This is a genomic window from Exiguobacterium sp. s75, from assembly GCF_018617145.1.
Lineage (GTDB): Bacteria > Bacillota > Bacilli > Exiguobacteriales > Exiguobacteriaceae > Exiguobacterium > Exiguobacterium profundum.
The window spans coordinates 174,830-194,219 of the sequence record NZ_JACSJQ010000002.1; the positions used below are offsets into that span (position 1 = coordinate 174,830).

Sequence of the window (19,390 nt, forward strand, 5' to 3'; positions counted from 1 at the left end):
CTCACGTTGAGCCGATTTTTTATTATGCATTTTGGTAAAGGGATTCAACTTGTTGTTGAAGCGCTTCGTTCTCCAAGTACTCATCGTATGTTGCTTCTTTGTCCACGATGCCATTCGGAGTCACTTCGATGATGCGTGTCGCGATCGTCGAGATGAGCTGATGGTCATGTGAGCTGAAGAGAAGCACGCCTTTGAACGACTCGAGACCGTTGTTGAGTGCTGTGATCGATTCGAGATCCAAGTGGTTCGTCGGATCGTCAAGGACGAGTACGTTCGAGTTCGAGAGCATCATCTTCGAGAGCATGCAGCGTACTTTTTCTCCTCCTGAGAGGACAGACGCCTTCTTCATGACTTCTTCACCTGAGAAGAGCATACGGCCAAGGAATCCACGAAGGAACGTGTCTGACTCATCGGCAGGTGAGAACTGGCGCAACCAGTCGAGGATGCTCTTTTCTGAGCCCTCGAAGTACTCCGAATTGTCTTTCGGGAAGTATGACTGAGTTGTCGTGACGCCCCATTTGACTGACCCTGTGTCTGGCTCCATCTCACCCATGAGAATTTTGAAGAGTGTCGTGATGGCAACGTCCGAACGACCGACGAATGCGACTTTGTCCGTCTTGTTGAGTGAGAACGTGACGTTGTCGAGTACTTTTACACCATCGATCGTCTTCGATACGTTATCGACATAGAGAACATCGTTTCCGATCTCGCGCTCCATCGTGAATCCGACGAACGGATAACGACGTGACGACGGACGGATGTCATCAAGTGTGATCTTATCGAGCAACTTCTTACGAGACGTCGCTTGACGTGCTTTCGATGCGTTCGAGCTGAAACGTGCGATGAAGTTTTGAAGCTCTTTGATTTTCTCTTCTTTCTTCTTGTTCTGGTCTGCCGCCATACGTGTAGCGAGTTGGCTAGACTCATACCAGAAGTCGTAGTTCCCGACGTACAATTGGATTTTTCCAAAGTCGAGGTCGGCCATGTGCGTACAGACTTTGTTCAAGAAGTGACGGTCGTGGGAAACGACGATGACTGTGTTTTCAAAGTTGATCAAGAATTCTTCTAACCATTGAATCGCTTTTAGGTCAAGTCCGTTGGTCGGCTCGTCTAAGAGGAGGATATCTGGCTTACCGAAGAGCGCTTGGGCAAGAAGGACTTTGACTTTCTCCCCACCTGTGAGTTCGCTCATTTGTTTCTGGTGCAGCGCTTCAGAGATACCAAGACCTTGGAGGACCATCGAGGCTTCCGACTCTGCTTCCCAACCGTTCAACTCAGCGAATTCTCCTTCGAGTTCAGCTGCGCGCATCCCGTCTTCATCTGAGAAGTCTTCTTTCATGTAGATGGCGTCTTTTTCTTTCATTACTTTGTAGAGACGCTCGTGACCCATGATGACGGTCTCGAGAACTGCACTGTCCTCATACGCGTAGTGGTCCTGTTTGAGGACGGCGAGACGTTCGCCCGGTGTGATGCTGACATCACCCGTCGTCGTATCTTGTTCACCTGATAAAATCTTTAAGAATGTCGATTTTCCGGCACCGTTCGCACCGATTAATCCGTAACAGTTGCCTGGCGTGAACTTGATGTTCACCTCTTCAAACAACTTGCGACCGCCAAATTGTAGGCTGACGTTATTTACTGTAATCATGTATGGTATCCCTCGTTTTTCTGATTAGTTTACGACGTGTATTGTATCACGTTTTTGAAAAACGCGCAGTCGCGTAAAGAGTGGAAGTGAAAAATGACTCTATTCGGTAATTCCCAACATATCATATGTTTAGTAAAAACATAACGTTTCACTTAATACATTTGGTTACTTGAAGTGAGACGTTGTGTCAAAGCAACGAAGTAAACGAATTCCTTCAGGGGAAATAGTGCAGTTCAGTTGCCATATTTCTAATCCGGAAGGTATCGCATCGTTAATCAATTGACGAATTAGATGGTCTTGTTTTCGGTTGGGATTACCGGTATAAATTGGTGCGTCATATAAAAAAACATATAAGAGGACTGCTCTTCCGGTTTGGGGTAGAGTGGAAATCAGAGCGTAGAGATGACGAATCAAACGTTCTGTTTCGATGGGTCGTTTCACTCGTCTACGTTTAAAGTGTGGGAGAGGAATAGTGAGTAGTTCGCTGAGCGGAGCCTTCACTTCCATGAAGATTCCATCAATCTGAAAATCGATCCGTGCACCGTCAGTTACTATTTCACGTTTGATTCCCCTCGGGGTTGAGAAAGCATCAAGCTGGTTCTCGAGTAAGAAAGCTTCAACATAGTCGTTTACACGACCTTGATTGATTCCAATCCATTGTTCACCATCGACTGAAATGGCTTCGACTGTAAAGCGAGTTTTACGATTCGAGTCATAGGTTTCTGAGACGAGGCAGGGGATGTTTTCAAATATAATATCTCCAATCCTTCCTGTTACAGGACAATGGCAAGGCGCGAGCAAATCATCAACGAGTACGTCCATGACAAAGCGATTACGTCTGTTTACAATTATCGCTTTTTTCAAAGGTTCTTCAAATAAAATCATTGCCACTTTTACGTGAAATGACGGTATTCAACTCAAATGCTACATTTCCTGCGAGTGCGCGTGAAATCATACATTGATCTTTCGCTTTTTTCGCGATGCGTTCAACAAGTGTGATCTCTCGATCCGTCATCTCTGTAGGTACTTGAATCGTTGTCGCATAGCGAATCGTCTCGTAAGTGAAGATGCCGTTCGTCACATCGACGATGCCTTCCGCATCAATCGTGATGCCACGGTGAGTCAGGTCACTCCGTCCGAGTACGGCTGCGAGGGTGATGATATAACACGTGGCCGCTGCCCCGAGTAACATCTCATCCGGATTCGTGCCGACTCCGGGACCGTCCATCTCGGGTGGGATCGAAATCTGTGTCTTTAATCGCTCGGCCTCGAGGGTACCGACGTCATTTCGTCCGCCATCCCAGCCGAGGTTCATGCTAAATGTATGCTTCATCAAAAATCGCCTCCAATGTCTCTAGTGTAAAAGAGAACGATTGGAGGCGCATGTGTTATGCTTGTGCGCGCTTCGCGAATGTGCGAAGTGTTTCGATGATAACCGTTGTTGCTTTTTCCATGTTGTTCACAGAGATGTATTCAAACTTCCCGTGATAGTTTTCGCCACCTGTGAAGATGTTCGGCGTCGGAAGGCCCATGTAAGAAAGTTGCGATCCGTCTGTCCCACCACGAATCGGTTCGATCTTCGGTTCGATGCCAAGACCACGCATGACATCAGCGACGGTATCGACGATGTGTTTGACCGGCTCGATTTTCTCGGCCATGTTGTAATACTGGTCTTCCATCTGGAGTTCAATCCGTTCTTCCCCGTATTTTTGTTTCCATTCGAGGACAAGCTTCTCCATCAACGCTTTACGCGCTTCGAACTTCTGTTTGTCGTGATCGCGGATGATGTATTGAAGCGTCGTCTTCTCGACGTCCCCATTGAAGCCGTTCAAGTGGAAGAATCCTTCGTAGTTGCTCGTACGTTCCGGTGCCTCATCAGCAGGCAAACGGTTTTGGAACGCCATCGCAAGCTTCATCGAGTTGACCATCTTGTTCTTGGCGCTACCTGGGTGCACGTTCGTCCCGTGGAAGGTGACGGTCGCACCGGCTGCGTTGAAACTCTCATACTGCAACTCTCCAAGTGGACCGCCGTCCATCGTGTAAGCGAAGTCCGCATTGAATCGGGCGACATCGAATTTATGTGGTCCACGTCCGATTTCTTCATCCGGTGTGAAGGCGATGCGGACCGGCCCGTGTGGAATCTCAGGATGAGCCAATAAGTATTCGATCGCTGTGACGATTTCAGCGATTCCTGCTTTATCGTCCGCACCGAGGAGTGTCGTGCCGTCCGTTGTCATGAGCGTATGCCCGACATACCCGTCCAGTTCTGGGAAGTCTTTTGGTGATAACACGACATGAAGCGACTCGTTCAAGACGATGTCGCCACCTTCATAATGCTCGACGAGTTGAGGGGAGACGTTCGTTCCTGTGAAATCGGTCGCCGTATCGACGTGGGCAAGGAAGCCGATAGTCGGTACATCATGATCGACGTTACTCGGAAGTGTGGCGAAGAGATAGCCGTATTCGTCCGTCTCGACGTCTGTCAGACCGAGTTCTTTTAATTCTTTCTCCAAATGGCGAATCAAATCCCATTGTTTGGCCGTCGATGGTGTTGTCGTACTTGTGAAATCCGACTGTGTATCAATCTTCGCGTACGTCATTAAGCGTTCAATTAATTTTGCTTGCATGGATTGCCCTCCTCTAATAAGTTTCATCTTCATTAGTTTATCACGCGCAATCGAAGTCGAAACAAAAAAGTCGCGCCCATCGATGGACGCGACCTGTTCAAAAGAGAAACGGATATAGAATCGGCAAGATAAACGAGGTGAAGATTGCGGTCAATCCCATTGCGGCACCACCTGTTGCACCGGACAACGGATGTTCCGTTGCCGCCTGAGCGGTCCCAATCCCGTGACTGATTGTGCCGAGTGTGAGTCCACGCGTGAACGGGTCGTCCATACGAATCCACGTCAATAAGACCGGTCCGAGCATCGCCCCTAAAATACCGCAGGCAACGGCGATCGAGGCCGCAAGTGTTGCATCCCCCTCTAGTTGTCGAGCCAATTCAAGGGCAATCGGGGACGTTGCCGATTTGACCGATAGTGCAATCAATACGTTTTCGGTGAAAGAAAATAACTTGCCGAAAAGTACAGCCACAAAAATCGTAGAGAGTGACCCAAGTACGATGGCACTCAGGGCCCGTTTTGCCCGAGCGAGTAACACGGGTAAGTTGCGATAGAGCGGTAACCCGAGGGCGACCGTCGCTGGTCCGAGTAAGATGGTGATGATATCGGTAGCCGGTTTATACGCATCATAGGACTGTCCTGTCACGAGTAACAGAAGAATCAAAATCGCTGTACTTAAGAAGACGACATTGGTGAACGGAGATGCCCACTTCATGGAAAGTCGACGACTGAGCGAATACACGAGAATCGTCAATCCAATCCAAACGTATGTCATGATATCTCACCTTCTTTCCCGGAAACAAACGCCGTCACGACCATCCCGACCGCCATGCTGGCGAGTAACGTGATAAGGAGCGGGATACCGGCAGCTTTTAACAACGTGCCGTACGCCATAAGGCCGACGGCAATGGGGATGAAAAAGAAAGCGAGATGCTTCGTTAAATATCCGGCACTGTCCTCAATCCATTCCACGCGAATGACTTTTGTCAACAAGAGGACGAGCAAGAGCACCATGCCGATGACGCTGCCTGGTACTTTCCACGAGAACGTCTCAACCATCCAGTTTCCGAGCGTGCTCAACCCAAACAAGAGTGAGAGCCCGATAATCCATTTTAATAATTTCATATACATGACTTCCTTTCACGTCATTCAAAACGTATGAATCTTCTCAAATTCAACGAGAGAGGTCAAGAAAAGGGTATAACAAAAAAGGTAAGGGGTACATACGTTCGGGATGCTATACTACATCTATCATAAACAAGCGGGGTGCCGAGATGGAACTAAAAACGATTGAGCAATTTATTCAAGAGCATGGATTACAAAACAGGGAAGACATTTTACATGCGTTCACAAAGCGGGTCAATTTGACAACTTTGCCACGGACAACAAGGGAAGAAGTAGCGGTTGGCCATTCTAAGTTTGGCGGATATCCTGACTTACCACACGCAGACTTGCATCCTGGAGAGAATATGACGTTTTTAGCTCAGTTTCGTTTAAGTGATTTAGCTGAGTTTGAATCCGTAGATGCACTCCCGAAAGAAGGGGTGTTGTCTTTCTTCTATGATTTAGAAGAACAACCTTGGGGAGATGTGGATGAACGTCATCTTTGGCGTGTTCTGTTTACTGAAGAATCGAAACTTGAGCGAGTGCGAGTTGGGGAAGCATTAAATGAACGTGCCGTTTCCTTTAAAGAAAGCTATGCAGAGAATGAATACAGTTTATATGAGCTGCTCGACGAAGAGATGTACGATCGGTTACTCGAACGATTCGAACAAGAAGAACTTCATGCAATCGGTGGACATCCGAGTGAAGTGCAAGGTGACGTTTTTGAAGAGATACAAGAAACATATGGGGAACGATTCGATCATCCTTTCCTATTGTTTCAAATGGACACGTCTGAAGAGTTAGACGTCATGTTCGGGGATGCAGGTATTCTCTATTTTCTCATTCCGGAAGATGCTCTCCGTGCCAAACGGTTTGGAGAAACCGAAATCATTATGCAGTGTTATTGAACGCAAAAAAGGGAGCCGACTCGAATGAGTCGACTCTCTTTTGATTATGCTTGTTTTTTCTTACGGAATCGTGCGAAGAACTCATAGACGATTGGTACGATGAGCAACGTGAGAAGTGTCGAACTTGTGAGTCCGCCAATCACGGTGACCCCGAGACCTTTCGAGATGAGGGCGCCACCCTCGAGACCGAGTGCGAGTGGTGCGAGTGCACCGATTGTCGCGAGTGCGGTCATCAGAATTGGGCGAAGGCGTGTGCCCGCTGCCTCAAGTAACGCTTCACGTGTTGATAAACCAGCTTCTTCTTTATGAATGACGCGGTCAATCAAAACGATGGCGTTCGTGACGACAATCCCGATCAACATGAGTGCCCCGATCAAGGCAGAAACCGAAATCGTTTCACCCGTGATGAGAAGGGCGACGAGTCCCCCGATAATCGCATACGGAAGTGAGAACAACACGACGAATGGCGTGAGTGCCCCACCGAATGTGATGACGAGAACCAAGTATACGATGGCAATCGCGGCGAGCATCGCAAGACCGAGCTGTGTGAACGATTCTTGAATCTGTTCCGTTACACCGCCGACATCATACGATACGCCAGACGGAAGCTCAATCTCTGAAACGCGTTCTTCAATCGCAGCAGACGCTTCTGTCGCTTTATCTGTGCTGAGTTCAACACTTACTTGCGCAAGCAGTTTTCCGTCGCGCTCGACGAGTGTGTCCGGTGTTGTGCCTTCTTCGATTTCAATGAAGTCTGAAATCGGGCGTGGTCCGAACGGTGTCGTGATTTCTTGTGCTTGCAGGTCATCGACACTGTCATACGTCACTTGCTCGTTCGGGATGACGACGTCTAACTGTTTGTCATCCACTGTGACACTCGCAAGTGGACTTTCTGGTGCCTGGAACTGACTGATGACTTGCGCGATTTGTCCCGCCGACACACCGGCTTCTGCAGCGGCCTGTTGGTCGACGTTGAACGTGTATTGTACATAGGACTCACGTAAGTCAGAAGTCGCTTGACGGACATAATCCGTTTCCTCTTCAATCGCCTCGATGAAAGTCGGCACGATGGCTTCTAAATCTTCAAGCGAGTTGGCATAGACGTTGTATGTGACACCGCTCGTTGCGCCGCCACCTGAGAAGTCTTGTTCTTTCCATTCCCCATTTGAGGCAAGTTCATTCAACTTCTCGATATCAGCCAACTTCACATCGGCGAAGTCTTCCGTATCCGGGTCATACTGGACGATAAAGATTCCTTGTTTGTTGTTTCCAGGGTTCAGCGGGTTTTCTCCACCGACCGTGAACTGAACATCCGTTGCGTTCGGTTGTTCTTCCATGAAATATTCTTCTGCCACTTCTGCTGCGGCAATCGAATCTTCAAGTGTTTGACCCGGTTCTGGGTCGAACGTGACGAACAACGTCTTCTCCGAATCTTGGTTCAAGAAGTTGACCCCGATCGCTGGGACAAGGGCAAAACTACCAATCAATAGGGCAGTCGCGAGTCCGAAGACGACGAGTTTATGGTTCAGTGACCAGTTCAAGACGCCACGATACCATTCGGCGAGCTTGCCTGGACCTTCTTCTGGCTTCAACTTGTCGCGGTTTTTAAAGAACGAGTCGGCCATCATTGGTACGACCGTGATCGCCACGAGTAACGAAGCGAGTAAGGCGAAGACGACCGTCAATGCGAACGGCAAGAACAGTTCACCGACAAATCCTGTGACAAATCCAAGCGGCAAGAATACCGCAATCGTGACGATGGTCGACGAGGCGATCGGGATGAATACTTCTTTTGTTGCCGCGATAATCAACTCTTTACCGCGAAGTGGTTCGTTCGAACGCGTGAGTCGACGGTAAATGTTCTCGATGACGACGATGGAGTCATCGACGACGCGACCAATCGCAACGGTCATTGCACCGAGCGTCATGATGTTCAACGTGATGTCCAATTGCTTCAAGACGATGAGTGCCATGAGAAGCGATAACGGGATCGAGATGACAGCGATGATCGTCGATCGGAAGTTACGTAAGAACACTAAGATGATGAGGATGGCGAATAGGCCACCGAGCAACGCTTTCGATAACATCGTTTCGACCGACTCTTCAATCGGTTGTCCTTGGTCGAGTGTGATCGATACATTCGCCGTATCGTTTTCAGCTTCGAAGTCATTCAATACTTCTTTGACGGCGTTGACGACATCGACCGTGTTCGCATCTTGTGTCTTCGTCACTTGTACGCCGATTGAACGTTCACCGTTTGAGCGAGAAATCGATTCTTCGATTCCTTTGTCCTCGATTGTCGCAAGTTCACTCAACGCGACAGTCGGAACCGTCGTCGGAACGTTCGGTGGTAATGCCGATGGTGTTTCCGTCGGGACCTCTGTTGGCACGTCTGGCGTTTGACCAGGTGGCAATTCCGTCGGGGCAGACGGTGTCGTCGGCGTTGATTGTGCCGGTGAGTAAGGGATTTGGATGTCGCGGAACGCTTCGAGCGTCTCCGACTTGCCGTCGATGACGACCGCTTGCTCCGTATCACCTAATTCATATAACCCGAGCGCAATTCGAGCGTCATTCGCTTGAATCAATTGTTTGACCGTATCTTCTGTCAAATTGTATTCTGCGAGCGCATCTTGGTCGAATTGAAGTTCGACGCGGCGAATCTCTTGCCCGGCAATTTGGACGGTTTGCGCACCTTCCACTCCTTCAAGGGCAGGCTGCACTTCTTCCTCGACGAGTTTTGTCAATTCGGCCAAATCAAGACTCTCATCCGAGATGGCAGCCCCGATTACCGGGAAAGCATCGAAACTGAGACGCGACACTTGTGGTTCTTGTGCCGACTCCGGCAATTCGACGTTGCTTAACGCATCTTTGACCTGCTGTTCCGCTTCATCCATATCGGTGCTGAAATCGTAATCGATTTGGATGTTTGAAGCGTTTTGGAATGACGAAGAACGGACTTGTTCCACACCATTTAAATTCTGAAGACGATCTTCTAACACGGTGCTGACTTCTTCGAGCACTTGCTCAGGGGATGCACCTGGATAAATGGTTGTGACCGAGACGGTCGGTGTCGTAATGTCCGGTAACGTCTCGAGCTTCATCGTCAGACCGGCGAAAAGACCGGCGGCCGTCAAGATGATCGTCATCAACCAAACCGCGAACTTGTTGTTGACGGAGAAGGACGTGATTTTCTGCATGGGTTTTTAATCTCCTCTATATATTGTTTTATGATTCACGATCGATGTCGTGGGCTCGTTCAATCAAGCGTGCGATAATCGCTTGTTTGAGTTCGGCAGGGGGAACACCGACACCGAAGTGTTCGGACATCATCATACCTTCGAGTGCATAACGAATGATCATCGTTTCCACCGGGTCGGCCGTTTGTTGGAACTGTGCGAAGAACGTATCTAAATCATGTTTCCAACGATTGGCGTACTCTTGGTCGACTTCGAACAACGTGAGAAATGCAATCATTTTCTCGACGTCGATTTGGATGGCAGCACGCTCAGGATGCAACTTCGTTTCATCAAATAGACGAACGAATGCCTCGACAGGTCCATGACCTTCTTGTTGCAATGAAGCATATAGCTCGTTTTGTTCTTGTTGTAATCGCTCGACCATCGCCGTCATCAACGCTTCTTTTGAAGGATAATGATAAAGCAGTCCACCTTTAGATACACCCGCAGTCTTGGCGACTTCATCTAAGGTAAGTTGGTGCACGCCGTGGTTCATGATGATGTCGGTTGCCGCATCCAACAGCTTTTGCTTTGTAACGTTCGATCGGTTTGACATATCTTCACCTCTTTCTGTACCGACCAGACGGTTTGTTTGATTTTACTATATCGTTCGTATTCTTTTGAAGTCAAGAAATGATGTCCTCAAAACTGTCACCAAGTACACATTTAGTGTGATAGCGATTGCAAAAAAGTCTTGACTTGAGAATGATTATCAGTGATGATAGGTACTGAGAGTAATTATCATTACCAGAGAGAGAAATAACCGAACGTGGGGGAATGACAGATGAACAAAAAATATGCAGCTTTAGGAATTTCAGCAGCGTTAACGACATCGCTCCTTGCCGCTTGTGCAAGCACAGATGAGACAGCTTCAAATGAAGGCTCAGACGATTCGAACGTCGTCAATGTTTACTCGAGTCGCCACTACGATGTCGATCAACAATTATACAAGCAGTTTGAAGAAGAAACAGGCATCAAAGTCAACGTGGTGGAAGGAAAGAGTGACGAACTTCTCGAGCGTTTGAACACGGAAGGCGAAAACACAGAAGCAGACCTCTTCATCACAGCAGATGCCGGAAACTTGTATCAGGCAAAAGAAGCAGGACATCTTCAAGCGGTCGATAGCGATGAGCTTGAGTCAAACATTCCTGAAAAATATCGTGACACGGACAACGAATGGTTCGGTTTGACGAAACGTGCGCGTGTCATCGTCTACTCAAAAGATCGCGTGAAACCAGAAGATTTGTCGACGTATGAAGCGTTGACAGAAGAACAGTGGAACGGCAAAGTACTCGTCCGTCCATCGGAAAACATGTACAACATCTCACTCCTCGCATCGTTCATCGAAGTGAACGGGGTCGATGAAGCGAAAGAGTGGGCGAAGGGCTTAGTGAACAACATGGCACGCGACCCACAAGGGAACGACCGTGACCAAGCGAAAGCGGTCGTCGCCGGTGAAGGGGACGTGGCCATCATGAACACGTACTACATGGGGCTCATGTTGAATTCTGAAGACGAGGAAGAGAAGAAAGTCGCTGAACAGCTCGGTGTCTTCTTCCCGAACCAAGATACAACAGGCACACACGTGAACATTTCGGGTATCGCCATGACGAAAGCATCGAAGAATACAGAAAACGCTCAAAAATTGATGGAGTTCATGTCAGAACCGTCAGCACAAGAAAAGTTTGCGAGTGTGAACTACGAATATCCAGTCAACGAGTCGGTTGAGCCGAACGAACTTCTTCAATCATGGGGCGAGTTCAAAGAGCAAGACATCAACCTCTCTGCACTTGGAGAAAACCAACAAGAAGCAATCCGCATCTTTAACGAAGTGGGTTGGAAGTAAGATGACTTCGGCTTGAACGAGAGTTCAGGCCGGAGATTTTTGCGTTCTTCACACCCTAAGCGCTACACGGGATGCACAGAAACTGATATGATGGGACAGGAATTGATAGTTTACAGAACGGGAGCGGTACGACATGAACTGGCACGCAGTAAAACGACAACTGAATGGATGGGCGATCCTTAGCTTTCTCGCGATTTTATTGATCGTCTTGCCGGGAATTGTCGTGCTCGTCGAATTGTTCGCCCCGGTCAATGACAATTGGCAGCACATTCAGGAGTACCTGTTGCCCCGTTACGTGAGAAACACGTTGTTCATTATGGTGGCTACCGGTGTCTTGACGACCGTGATCGGGACGAGTCTCGCTTGGTTCGTGACCGTTTATGATTTCCCGTTCCGTCGCTTCTTTAAATGGGCACTCATCCTGCCGCTCGCGATTCCGCCTTATATCGGGGCGTATACGTATCACGGCATTTTAAATTACACCGGGGTGATCCAAACGACGCTACGGAATCAGTTCGGGATCACCGTCGATCAGTCGTACTTCAACATCATGTCGATTCAAGGAACCGTGTTTATTTTCACGTTGTTCCTCTATCCATACATTTATACGATTACACGAGCGTTTCTGCATAACCAGTCATCCTCGATGATTGAGAACGCACGGATTCTCGGTCGCGGCTCATGGGACATCTTCTTCACCGTCGTCATTCCGATTTCTCGAGTCGCCATCATCGGCGGTGTCAGTCTCGTCTTGATGGAAGTGCTCAACGACTATGGTGTCGTGAAATACTTCGGGATCCAGACGTTCAGTACCGCTATTTTTAGTACATGGTTCGGGATGAAGGATACGTCGTCGGCGCTGAAGCTTGCGGGCACTCTCATGATTCTCGTCATCGCCATCTTGACGATGGAACGACTCGTCCGGGGACGGAAGCAGTTCAGTTACGCTTCGACGAAAGTAAAGCCGCTCAAACCGAGACCGCTGCAAGGCTGGCATCGCTATGCGGTATTCGCATATGTTTCTATCGTCTTTGCCATTGCATTCGTCATTCCGTTCACGCAGTTGACGGCCTGGACGTTTCTGACGTTCGATACGGTCTTCACGGAAGAATTTTGGCAACTCGTTTGGAATACGGTACGAGTCGCCTTTACCGCAACCGTGATCATTTTACTGTTCGCACTCATCATTGCGAACTATACACGACTCTTCCCGTCGAACATGACGCGTGTCATTTCGAAAGTGACGACACTCGGGTATTCGATTCCGGGAGCGGCCATCGCCATTGCGGTCATCACGCTCTTCTTGTGGCTCGATGACAAAGTGCTCGATTTGGCACGGGCGCTCGACTTGAGTCAGACATTCGTGTTCCGGACGACGCTCATCATGCTCATCTTTGCCTACGTCATTCGCTTCCTCGCCATCGGCTACAACTCAATCGAGAGCGGGTTTGAGAAGGTCGGGAAGTCATTCACGGAAGCATCCCGTATGCTGGGGTGGAACACGGTCCAGACGTTCTTCCGCGTCGATATCCCGATGATCAAAGGCGCCATCATGAGCGCGTTTATCCTCGTCTTTATTGATATTATGAAAGAGTTGCCATTGACGCTCTTTTTACAACCATTTAACTTTTCGACGCTTGCGACACAGGCGTTCAAATACGTGAGTGATGAGAAGATTCACGAAGCGGCACTCGCTTCCATCGTCATCGTCCTCATGAGTGGACTGTTGATATTCGTTTCCCACAAGGTGCTTGATAAGGAGGCCGACTAATGTTCGTTCAAATCAACGATTTACATTTTAGCTATAAAGGTGCGCATGAAGAGACCATCAAAGGGTTCTCGATTTCGATCACAAAAGGTGAAATCGTGTCGCTTCTAGGGGACAGCGGATCGGGAAAGAGTACGATTCTCCGTTTGATTGCAGGACTCGAGATGCCGAACCAGGGCGTCGTCGTCGTGAATGACTGTGTCTGTTGCGACGATTGCCAGTTCATGCCGCCAGAAGACCGTGGGGTGGGGATGGTCTTTCAAGACTACGCACTCTTCCCGCACATGACCGTTGAAAAGAACATTCGATTCGGTCTCCATAAACTGAACCGCAAGGAGCGGAATGCGCGCGTCGAAGAGATGCTCGCACTCGTTAACTTGACGGAGTTCCGTCACCGCTATCCGTACGAACTCAGTGGGGGACAACAACAGCGTGTCGCGCTAGCGCGTGCACTCGCACCGAAACCGTCACTGTTGATTCTAGACGAACCGTTCAGTAATCTCGATACGTCACTTCAACACCGGATTCGCGACGATTTGCGTCGTCTCTTGAAGCAGACGGGCACGACGACGATTTTTGTGACACACGATGAAGAAGATGCTGAGGCGCTTGCCGATCGCATCGTCTATCTCGGAGAAGGCAAAATTAAAAAGCAGGTCATGACGGAGAACAACAAGACGTTCAATCCGCAAATTCCTTGCTTCGTATAAGTTCCGCGCACTCATTGATGAATGGGTGCGTTTTTTTGTGGGTCCATCATTCAATGAAGCGATGGTCTATAACAGATAGATGTTCCTGCCAATCTGGCCAAGAGGACTGGAGCGATGTAATCAATTCGTTCCCCCCAAAGCTAATCGTACTTTCGTGAGATGCGTAAATGACCCAGTTCATGTGTCGGTCAAACCAATAACGTTCTAAATAACGTCCGTCATAACAAGGATCCAAGGAATCGGTATCGATTTGCCAGAGCGTAAGGTCCTCATGTAGTTCAAAGACGACATCCGCGCCTCGACGCAATATCCATTGTTGGATTTCCTTAATTTTTTGATCATCCTCTTCAATATAGTCACTATCGAATGCGATCACATCGGGGCGCCCAGCAGTCGATAGAGGGTACCAATAATGTGAATCGGTCACACCCCAAATGGCGCGAATTCTTCTTTTTACTTGACTGGCGAGAGGTGATGAAAGTTGAGTCCTCATGACGTGTAAACTCCTTATCCTAAAGTTGATGTATGTGTTGCTACCTTCACTATACATGGGAAATAGAAAAACGTCCTTAGCGTTTATCTAAGGACGTTTCGTGCCTACTTCGCTGTCTGAGACGGTTTCGACTCATTTCCAAGTTGGTCAATCGCAGTCACGTAGTAGGATGCATTGTTCTCATTTGTGACCTCGATACTTTTTCGTGCATGGGATGGGATACTTTCGATATGAGTCGCTTTTCCGTCGATGACTTCATAGATCCGATATCCAATCACGCTCTCTTGACGAACGGCGTGCCATGTCAATAAGTTACCTTTCAGTTCGACTGCCGTCGGTGTCTCGAGATCGACAGTTTCGTTCAGTTCGGTATCCACCAGCTCTGTATAGACGACGAATCGTTCATCATAGCCCCCGTCCCCGAACGTACCCGAACAGGTAATCAAATTTAAGTTCCGATTTGTTGTGGCACCGAAAATCTCTTCGATTGGCGCGGTTTTCGTATCATAGCGTTCTGTTTTTGTGACGCGGAACCGGAGTGTGTTACCCGCTTCATCTTGAATCAGAACGTCATCGCCTTTTGTCAGTTGATCGAGTTGATAAAAGATAGCCGGGCCGGTCTTGCTGTCGACGTGACCGGCAATCACAGCATTTCCTTTGCTACCCGGTGTGACACCGGGTTCGAACCACCCGACCTGGTTCTCATCTTCTGGTACACCCATCTGTTTATTATCGAGGACCCCGACTTGTTCGATGGCGGTGTCGACATCGATTTTAGGGATCTGGATTTGAACAGGGGTGACGGCCTTGGCGTTTTCTTCTTCCTCGGCTAAGCGTAGCTTTTTCACCTCTTCCTGTAGAAGTGAGAATTCAGCCGTTAAATCCGGGCTCTCCTCTATTTGTTTTTCTTCTACAGGTGGTGACGACGATTCTTGGGCGCTCGTCCACGTCCAGAAGCTAAAACAAAAGAGAGAGAGCGCCAGAAACAAAAGGCGCTTGTTCATGGGACTCCCTCCTTATTGATTATTGTTCAGATACTTTACGTTTGCGAAGCGTTACGAAGGCGAGTAAGATTCCGCCAAGTACAGCTAATCCAGCGTAGAGAGTGTTCATTGATTGTTCTTGTGCACCACCGAGACCTGTTTCAGGCATCTCTTCAGGCATCATTGTTTCTTCGAACTTGTCAGGCATTTGTGTCACGATCGCGTTACCGAGTGTTTCACCAACACCGAACATGAACGCATATCCTTCACGGAATGACATCCAAGCCGCTTCTGCATCGCCAGCGACATATTGATCGAATGTGTCGAGTACGAGCGCTTCGTGCTGTTTGATTGCTTCTTCACCGGCAGCTTGTGGTAAGTTACCTTCTGTTGCTGCATCGAGGAATGTGCTGAAGTCGACAGCGAATTGGTCGAGGCGCATACGCGCATCTTCGATCATCGCTTCGTCTCCTTCGAGTGTAGCGGCAACGATGTCACCTTGTGCTGTGATGTGATCTGAGTTCCATACTTTCTCGAACTGTGCTGCACCTTCGTCACCATATACGGATGCGATGGCTGCTTTGAAGTCGAGTGTGTTCTGGTCTTCTGCCCATGTCACGTAGTCATAGTCCTCTGCTTGGTCGTACCCTTTTTGCATACCGATCGCAGCGAGGGCGAAGTGCTCACCTGCAAGACTGTTCAATGTTGAGCGGAGTTCAACAGCTGGTGTGTCGGCTCCAGTCGTAAATTTGTCAGGCATTTGTGTGACGATTGCACCCGAGAGAGCTTTACTGATGTTGAACATGTGCTTGTAGCCTTCACGGAACGTCATGTAAGCTTCTTCGTAATCTCCTTCGACATAGTTATCGAATACAGAGAGGACTTGGTCTTCATGAAGTTCGAGTGCATCAGCTGCTGCGTCCTTCGGTAAGTTCCCTTCTGTCGCTGCGTCGAGGAATGTTGAGAATTCTTCTACGAACTCATCAACTTCCGCTTCAGCTTCCATGCGTAGTTCCTGGTTGTCTGATTTTGCTGCTTCTACGAAATCAGCTGAGTAGTCGTTGTGACCACGGAAGATTTCTTCAAATTGTGCAGCGCCTTCTTCACCGTAGATGGAAGCGATGGCTGGTGTCATGTCGAGCGCGTTTTGATCGAGAGCTTGATCCGCGACCTCAGCATCTGCTGCCTCGTCGTATCCTTTCATCATCGATGTGACGGCTAAGACGTAATGCTCAGATAAGAGTTGATCGAGTGTGGCGCGAAGGTCACCTGCTGGTGTACTTGCTGTCGGCGTGTGATCCGCTGCCTGTGCGTTGACTGGTACGAGTAGTCCTAAGGCTAGTGCCGGTGCTACGATTTTGTTTAACGTCTTCTTCTTCATGGGTAATCGCTCCTTTTCGTAAGTGAGTGTTGTCGTTATTTACACCCATCTAACGGAGCAGTTCAAAAAATGGATCACTCTTTTTTTATTTTTTTTCATTTTTTTGTTGAAGAGTACGATAAACCCCTGGTGCTACGCCATATTTTCGTTTAAAAATTCTGTGGAAATATGGATAACTTCGAAATCCAGACAGTTCCGCTATCGTTTCTAACGAATGTTTTGTATAGCGCATTTGCTCTTCGGCAAGCTGTAAGCGAATCGATTGTGCATATTCGATGATTGTCATCCCGGTTCCTTCTTTAAAGAGATGAACGGTCCGTGAAACGCTCAGTCCGACGGCGTCGGCGACGTCTGAAACTTTGAAGTCACTCGTAACGTGTGCTTCGATAAAGCGCATCATACGAGAGACGACTGGAGGTCGCGCTTGGGAATGCACATCTTGAATCGAACGATCGAGCATGAGCAGGAGTGCTTGAACGAGTGTTTCAATTAAAACGGCACTTTGTTCAGACGGTGGACGGCGCACTTCTTCCGTAATGTGTTGCCATAGCGAAAGAAGGCGTGAATCGATGGCGATGGTATTCAATCGCCCCCGTGGAGTCGCATGCCACCATGTATCGATCGAATGTCCGGTGCAAAAGATATGATAGTCTCCGCTCGCGGGTGTATCGACATGCATTTCATAGAAGTCACCCGGACGAACAATCAATACGTCACCAGATCGTGTGATCATCGTTTCCCCATTGACCACAATCCGAGCCGTTCCTGCCGTTTGTAAGCGAATCAGATACGTATCGAGTCGATTAGCAAATGGAAAAGTATAAGTCGTTGTATGGTATGAATAGCCACAAAAGCCGATTTCCATAATAGTCTCCTCATTTTATAGCAAAATTGTACATATCTTAATCATATCATGGATGGTCATGAATCCTTGAAGACAGTACGATGAAAGCGTTGAAACGGAAATGAACTTCAAGGAGGACGTAACATGAAACAATGGTGGAAAGAAGCGGTCGTATATCAAATTTATCCACGTAGCTTCAATGACTCAAACGGTGATGGGATTGGTGACATCCAAGGGATCACGGAGAAGATGTCTTATTTGGCAGAACTCGGGATCGACGTCATCTGGCTCTCGCCGGTATACGATTCACCGAACGACGACAATGGATACGATATTCGTGATTACCGTGCCATCATGGACGAGTTTGGTACGATGAATGACTTCGATGCGATGCTTGAAGAAGCACACCGTCACGGGATTAAAATCATGATGGACCTCGTCGTCAATCACTCTTCGGACGAACACCAATGGTTCATGGAGTCACGTTCTTCAAAAGACAGCCCATATCGTGACTATTACATTTGGAAAAAAGGGAAAGATGGTCAACCTCCGACGAACTGGGGGGCTTTCTTCGGCGGCAGCGCTTGGCAGTATGATGAGGCGAGTGATGAGTACTACCTCCACCTCTTCAGTAAGAAACAACCGGATTTGAACTGGGAAAGCGAGACGCTTCGTCGTGAAGTGTACGACCTCATGACATATTGGCTCGATAAAGGGGTCGACGGGTTCCGGATGGACGTCATCAATATGATTTCAAAAGACCCGAGCTATCCAGACGGTCAAACGCAAGGAACAGGGTATGGAGACGGGACACCATTCTTCTTTAACGGACCACGCATCCATGAATTCATGCAGGAGATGAATCGTGAAGTCTTATCGAAATACGACACGATCACGGTCGGGGAGATGCCAGGGGTGAGTGTGGAGGAAGCGAAACTGTATACGGGTGAAGACCGCAACGAACTGAACATGGTCTTTCATTTTGAACATGTGGACGTCGGGAACGGGAGCTTCGGCAAGTGGAATCCGACAGACTGGAAGTTGACTGAGCTGAAGACGATTTTCTCGCGTTGGCAAGAAGGGCTCGAAGAGGAAGGATGGAACAGCCTGTACTGGAGTAACCATGACCAGCCCCGTGCCATCTCACGCTTTGGAAACGATTCGCCTGAATATCGCGTCCGTTCCGGGAAGATGCTCGCGACACTTCTTCATCTATTGAAAGGGACACCTTACATTTATCAAGGGGAAGAGTTCGGCATGACGAACGTCGCGTTTGATTCAATCGATCAGTACCGAGATATTGAGACGTTGAACGCCTACCGTGATTACACATCAAAAGGGTTGTTAACGCACGACGAGATTTTCCGTGGCATCCATGAGCGAGGACGTGACAATTCACGCACACCGGTACAGTGGTCAGACGAAGCACATGGTGGATTTACGACAGGGACGCCGTGGATCGAGGTCAACCCGAACTATGTCGACATCAACGCGGAAGCGGCACGGAGAGATCCGAATTCACTCTTCCATTACTACCGTCAGTTGATTGCGCTACGTAAAGCGAACCCGCTCGTTGTCTATGGAAAGTATGAGCTGTTGTTACCGGAAGATGAGGCGGTCTATGCATTCACACGTTCATTCGAAGGTGAGACATGGCTCGCGCTCTGTAACTTCTCCGACGAGACACAACAACGAGAGCTACCATATGACGTGAAAGAACGTGTCATCGGAAACATGGAACCGATAGAAGCGTTCACCCTTCGTCCTTATGAAGCACAAGTGTATAAACTGTGACGAAAAGCTCGCCAGACGGCGAGCTTTTTTAAGTGCAAACGTATCTTCTCT

17 protein-coding genes are annotated in these 19,390 nt (G+C 48.5%); 5 read left to right on the forward strand and 12 right to left on the reverse strand.

Annotated elements, in window-relative coordinates; genetic code table 11:
- Window positions 1-22 precede the first annotated feature (22 nt).
- From KNO68_RS10285 to KNO68_RS10310, 6 genes are all read right to left on the reverse strand, one after another.
- On the reverse strand, window positions 23-1,648 hold the full coding sequence (locus tag KNO68_RS10285; protein WP_015880408.1) for an ABC-F family ATP-binding cassette domain-containing protein: 1,626 nt from the start codon (window positions 1,646-1,648) through the stop codon (window positions 23-25).
- 165 nt (window positions 1,649-1,813) lie between these two features.
- Window positions 1,814-2,533: a DNA/RNA nuclease SfsA gene (locus KNO68_RS10290; protein ID WP_078146073.1), complete on the reverse strand. Its 720-nt coding sequence runs from the start codon at window positions 2,531-2,533 to the stop codon at window positions 1,814-1,816.
- Window positions 2,520-2,984 carry an SACOL1771 family peroxiredoxin gene (locus KNO68_RS10295; protein WP_078146074.1) on the reverse strand — a complete coding sequence of 155 codons (465 nt, stop codon included), beginning with the start codon at window positions 2,982-2,984 and terminating at the stop codon, window positions 2,520-2,522. The genes KNO68_RS10290 and KNO68_RS10295 overlap by 14 nt, the downstream gene beginning before the upstream one ends.
- 52 nt (window positions 2,985-3,036) lie before the next feature.
- Window positions 3,037-4,275: a peptidase T gene (pepT, locus tag KNO68_RS10300; RefSeq protein ID WP_214685053.1), complete on the reverse strand. Its 1,239-nt coding sequence runs from the start codon at window positions 4,273-4,275 to the stop codon at window positions 3,037-3,039.
- Window positions 4,276-4,372: 97 nt separating this feature from the next.
- Window positions 4,373-5,047 carry an LrgB family protein gene (locus KNO68_RS10305; protein WP_047795813.1) on the reverse strand — a complete coding sequence of 225 codons (675 nt, stop codon included), beginning with the start codon at window positions 5,045-5,047 and terminating at the stop codon, window positions 4,373-4,375.
- Window positions 5,044-5,397, reverse strand: a complete 354-nt coding sequence (locus KNO68_RS10310; protein WP_214818066.1) for a CidA/LrgA family protein — start codon at window positions 5,395-5,397, stop codon at window positions 5,044-5,046. The genes KNO68_RS10305 and KNO68_RS10310 overlap by 4 nt, the downstream gene beginning before the upstream one ends.
- Before the next feature lie 149 nt (window positions 5,398-5,546).
- Here KNO68_RS10310 and KNO68_RS10315 point away from each other — a divergent pair, with 149 nt between their 5' ends.
- A complete protein-coding gene (locus tag KNO68_RS10315; RefSeq protein ID WP_078146077.1) occupies window positions 5,547-6,284 on the forward strand; it encodes a YwqG family protein in 738 nt (245 codons plus the stop codon).
- A gap of 44 nt (window positions 6,285-6,328) precedes the next feature.
- On the opposite strand, the gene KNO68_RS10320 is transcribed toward KNO68_RS10315, so the two are convergent.
- Together KNO68_RS10320 and KNO68_RS10325 are read right to left on the reverse strand one after the other, a co-directional pair.
- Window positions 6,329-9,481 (reverse strand): efflux RND transporter permease subunit, encoded by a 3,153-nt coding sequence (locus KNO68_RS10320; protein WP_215112458.1) that lies wholly within the window; start codon window positions 9,479-9,481, stop codon window positions 6,329-6,331.
- Window positions 9,482-9,509: 28 nt separating this feature from the next.
- Window positions 9,510-10,076 carry a TetR/AcrR family transcriptional regulator gene (locus KNO68_RS10325; RefSeq protein ID WP_211781920.1) on the reverse strand — a complete coding sequence of 189 codons (567 nt, stop codon included), beginning with the start codon at window positions 10,074-10,076 and terminating at the stop codon, window positions 9,510-9,512.
- Between the two features lie 228 nt (window positions 10,077-10,304).
- Between KNO68_RS10325 and KNO68_RS10330 the strand changes: the two genes are divergently transcribed.
- From KNO68_RS10330 to KNO68_RS10340, 3 genes are all read left to right on the forward strand, one after another.
- A complete protein-coding gene (locus KNO68_RS10330; protein ID WP_078146080.1) occupies window positions 10,305-11,366 on the forward strand; it encodes a Fe(3+) ABC transporter substrate-binding protein in 1,062 nt (353 codons plus the stop codon).
- A 133-nt stretch (window positions 11,367-11,499) separates the two neighbouring features.
- The gene (locus KNO68_RS10335) at window positions 11,500-13,137 is read left to right on the forward strand and encodes an ABC transporter permease (protein ID WP_214733831.1); all 1,638 of its coding nucleotides are present in this window, start codon (window positions 11,500-11,502) and stop codon (window positions 13,135-13,137) included.
- Window positions 13,137-13,844 (forward strand): ABC transporter ATP-binding protein, encoded by a 708-nt coding sequence (locus KNO68_RS10340; protein ID WP_078146082.1) that lies wholly within the window; start codon window positions 13,137-13,139, stop codon window positions 13,842-13,844. The genes KNO68_RS10335 and KNO68_RS10340 overlap by 1 nt, the downstream gene beginning before the upstream one ends.
- A gap of 46 nt (window positions 13,845-13,890) precedes the next feature.
- Here the strand turns inward: KNO68_RS10340 and KNO68_RS10345 are convergent, their stop codons facing one another.
- From KNO68_RS10345 to KNO68_RS10360, 4 genes are all read right to left on the reverse strand, one after another.
- Window positions 13,891-14,337, reverse strand: coding sequence for a hypothetical protein (locus KNO68_RS10345; protein WP_215112459.1), 447 nt, complete (start codon window positions 14,335-14,337; stop codon window positions 13,891-13,893).
- Window positions 14,338-14,441: 104 nt separating this feature from the next.
- Window positions 14,442-15,341 carry a class F sortase gene (locus KNO68_RS10350; protein ID WP_215112460.1) on the reverse strand — a complete coding sequence of 300 codons (900 nt, stop codon included), beginning with the start codon at window positions 15,339-15,341 and terminating at the stop codon, window positions 14,442-14,444.
- Between the two features lie 19 nt (window positions 15,342-15,360).
- Window positions 15,361-16,701 (reverse strand): copper amine oxidase, encoded by a 1,341-nt coding sequence (locus tag KNO68_RS10355; protein WP_047795816.1) that lies wholly within the window; start codon window positions 16,699-16,701, stop codon window positions 15,361-15,363.
- Window positions 16,702-16,786: 85 nt separating this feature from the next.
- Window positions 16,787-17,566 carry an AraC family transcriptional regulator gene (locus KNO68_RS10360; RefSeq protein WP_078146084.1) on the reverse strand — a complete coding sequence of 260 codons (780 nt, stop codon included), beginning with the start codon at window positions 17,564-17,566 and terminating at the stop codon, window positions 16,787-16,789.
- 123 nt (window positions 17,567-17,689) lie between these two features.
- Between KNO68_RS10360 and KNO68_RS10365 the strand changes: the two genes are divergently transcribed.
- Entirely contained in the window at window positions 17,690-19,339 is a 1,650-nt protein-coding gene (locus tag KNO68_RS10365) for a glycoside hydrolase family 13 protein (protein WP_215112461.1), read from the forward strand.
- Window positions 19,340-19,390 lie beyond the last annotated feature (51 nt).